Here is a 2917-nt window from a genome sequence, read left to right as displayed (position 1 = left end):
CCTTCGGCTCCATCATCGGCCGCGCCGGCCTGCGCGGCGAGGCGCACTACGCCACCGCCAACGACTGGATGACCGAACTCACCCTGCGCTTCGGCGAAGAGCACCCACAGGCCCGCGCCCTCGCGATCGAATGGTCCGTGTGGTCCGGCGCCGGCATGGGCGAACGGCTCGGCGTCGTCGAGTCGCTGATGCGCGAGGGCATCACGCCGATCTCCACCGACGAGGGCATCCGCGTCCTGCGCGACCTGCTCGCCGACCCGGCCGCCTGGCCCGCCGTCGTCGTCAGCGGACGCGCCGCCGGCCTGCCCACCCTCGCCCTCGACCGGCCCGAACTGCCGCTCGGCCGCTTCGTCGAGCGCGTCCTCGCGCACTACCCGGGCGTCGAGCTCATCACCGAGGCCGAGCTCACCGAGGGCAGCGACCCCTACCTCCTCGACCACCAGCTCGACGGCGACCTCCTCTTCCCCGCCGTCCTCGGCATGGAGGCGATGGCCCAGGTCGCGGCGGCCGTCGGCCGGCACGCCGGACCGCCGCTGCTGGAGGACGTCGAGTTCCTGCGGCCCATCGCCGTCCGCCCCGGCGGCTCCACCACGCTGCGCGTCGCCGCCCTCGTCCAGGACGCCGGCACCGTCGACGACGTCCTGCGCACCGCGGTCACCGTGTTCGCCGACGACCACTTCCGCGCCCGCCTGCGCTACCCGCGGCCCGGCCTCCCGGACGGCCCCCGCTCCGCCGCCTTCGACCTGCCCACCGTCCCCGTCGACCCGGTGACCGAGCTCTACGGCGGCGTCCTGTTCCAGGGCAAGCGCTTCCAGCGGCTCCTCGACTACCGCCGCGCGAGCGCCCGGCACGCCGTCGCCGAGGTCTCCACCACGACGCCCGCCCCCTGGTTCGCGGCCTACCTCCCGCAGGACCACGTCCTCGCCGACCCCGGCACCCGCGACACGATGATGCACGCCCTCCAGTGCTGCGTCCCCGACGCCACCCTCCTGCCGCGCGGCATCGAACGCCTCTGGCTCGCCGAACCCGCCGACCAGGACACCTAGTTAGTCGTCCTCGACGCCCGCGAACGCGGCCAGGACGGCGACACCTACGTCTACGACGTCGACGTCCGCACCCCGGACGGCCGCGTGGTCGAACGCTGGCAAGGCCTGACCCTGGTCGCGGTCCGCAAGCGAGACGGCGCCGGACCGTGGGTGCCGGCCATGCTCGGCTCCTACCTGGAACGCACACTGGAGACCGTCCTCGGCGGCAGCCGCGCCGTCGTCGTCGAAGCCGCGGGGGAGGAGCCGGACCGGCGCACCCGCACCGCCGTCGCCGTCTCCCGGGCCCTCGGCGCACCCGCCGAGCTGCGCCACCGCCCCGACGGCAAACCGGAGTTGGACGGCCACACCGTATCCGCCTCACACAGCGGCGAGTTGACACTGGCGGTCGTGGGTCAGGGGCGGCTGGCGTGCGACGTCGAGACCGTCCGGCCGCGCACCGAGGAGGACTGGGCCGCACTGCTCGGCGAGGCCCAACTCCCGTTGCGCGACCTGCTGGTGACCGAGGCCGGGTGCCCGCCGGACCTCGCCGCCACCCGGGTGTGGTGCGCGCTGGAGTGCCTGCGCAAGTCCGCCGCCACCGGCCAGTCCCTCACGCTCGACCGGGTCGAGGGCTCCGGCTGGGTGGTGCTGTCGGCCGGCGACGCGTCCATCGCCACCTGGGTGACCACCGTGACCGACCGCGACGAACCCGTCGTCTTCGCCGTCCTCGCCGGGAAGGGGGAGTGATGTCCGGCTACTACGAGATCCGGCACACCGTCGGCTTCGAGGAGACCAACCTCGTCGGCAACGTCTACTACGTCAACTACCTGCGCTGGCAGGGACGTTGCCGGGAGATGTTCCTCAAGGAGAAGGCCCCCGGGGTGCTCGCCGAACTGCAGGACGACCTCAAGCTGTTCACGCTCAAGGTGGACTGCGAGTTCTTCGTCGAGATCACCGCGTTCGACGAACTCTCCGTCCGCATGCGGCTGGAGGAGGTCACCCAGACCCAGCTCCAGTTCAGCTTCGAGTACGTGCGCCTCGCCGGCGTCGAGGAACTCCTCGTCGCCCGCGGCCGGCAGCGGATCGCCTGCATGCGCGGCCCCAACACGCACACCGTCCCGGCCCTGGTGCCGGCGGAGCTGCGCCTCGCCCTCGCCCCGTACGCCGACCCGCTGCGGCCGGCCGGGCCGGTGGGCCCGGTCGGCTCCACCGGCTCGGGGCGGGCCCGGTGATCGGGGCCGGCGCGGACCTGCGCGCCACCATGGCCGGCTTCGCGACCGGCGTCACCGTCCTCACCACGGGCGGCGGCAGCGTGCACGGCATGACGGCGAACTCCTTCACCTCGGTGTCGCTGGAGCCGCCGATGGTCCTGTGCTGCGTGTCCCGCTCGGCGGTGATGCACGAGGCCATCACCGCCGTCCGCTCCTTCGCGGTCTCCGTGCTGAGCGCCGAACAGGAGGGCCTGGCCCGGTACTTCGCCGACCGGGCCCGCCCGCTCGGGGCCGCCCAGTTCCGTGACGTCGACTGGCGTCCCGGCCCCTTCACGGGCGCGCCGCTACTGGCCGGCTCGCTCGCCTGGCTGGAGTGCAAGCTCGCCGAGGTCTACGAGGGCGGCGACCACTCGATCTTCCTCGGCGAGGTGCTCGCGACCGACCGGGAGCCGGACCGGCGGGCGCTGCTGTTCTACGGCGGCGGCTTCCAGCGGACCGGCTGACCTCCACCGCACCGACTGACTTCCACCGCACCGACCGACAAAGGAGAAGCGGATGTTGGTGTGCGTGACCGGCGGCACCGGGTTCGTCGGCGTCCACTCCGTCGCGGAGCTCGTCCGCCGCGGCCACCGGGTGCGGGTCCTCGCCCGCGACCCGGCCGCCGCCGAGCGCGGCCTGGCG

5 protein-coding genes are annotated in these 2917 nt (G+C 73.8%); all 5 read left to right on the top strand.

What is annotated here, in order from left to right; translation table 11 throughout:
• A partial coding sequence (locus tag AB0O00_RS34175; RefSeq protein ID WP_363658486.1) for a polyketide synthase dehydratase domain-containing protein occupies nt 1-1046 on the top strand: 1046 nt, incomplete at its 5' end.
• Nucleotides 1047-1130: 84 nt separating this feature from the next.
• The gene (locus tag AB0O00_RS34170; RefSeq protein WP_363658484.1) at nt 1131-1772 is read left to right on the top strand and encodes a hypothetical protein; all 642 of its coding nucleotides are present in this window, start codon (nt 1131-1133) and stop codon (nt 1770-1772) included.
• Nucleotides 1772-2257, top strand: a complete 486-nt coding sequence (locus tag AB0O00_RS34165) for an acyl-CoA thioesterase (protein ID WP_363658482.1) — start codon at nt 1772-1774, stop codon at nt 2255-2257. The genes AB0O00_RS34170 and AB0O00_RS34165 overlap by 1 nt, the downstream gene beginning before the upstream one ends.
• 29 nt (nt 2258-2286) lie before the next feature.
• The gene (locus AB0O00_RS34160; RefSeq protein WP_363658490.1) at nt 2287-2739 is read left to right on the top strand and encodes a flavin reductase family protein; all 453 of its coding nucleotides are present in this window, start codon (nt 2287-2289) and stop codon (nt 2737-2739) included.
• A 52-nt stretch (nt 2740-2791) separates the two neighbouring features.
• Nucleotides 2792-2917 (top strand): NAD-dependent epimerase/dehydratase family protein (locus AB0O00_RS34155; protein WP_363658488.1); only part of this gene is annotated, 126 nt, incomplete at its 3' end.

The sequence above is a fragment of the Kitasatospora sp. NPDC093558 genome (assembly GCF_040683475.1).
In the GTDB taxonomy this organism is placed as follows: domain Bacteria; phylum Actinomycetota; class Actinomycetes; order Streptomycetales; family Streptomycetaceae; genus Kitasatospora.
Note: the sequence above shows the minus strand (reverse complement) of the source record. Positions and strands in the feature narration are given on the sequence as shown.

Excerpts from the sequence above, each read along its gene's own strand:
- AB0O00_RS34165 (WP_363658482.1), top strand. The coding sequence starts at position 1,772 with ATGTCCGGCTACTACGAGATCCGGCACACCGTCGGCTTCGAGGAGACC.
- AB0O00_RS34160 (WP_363658490.1), top strand. The coding sequence starts at position 2,287 with ATGGCCGGCTTCGCGACCGGCGTCACCGTCCTCACCACGGGCGGCGGC.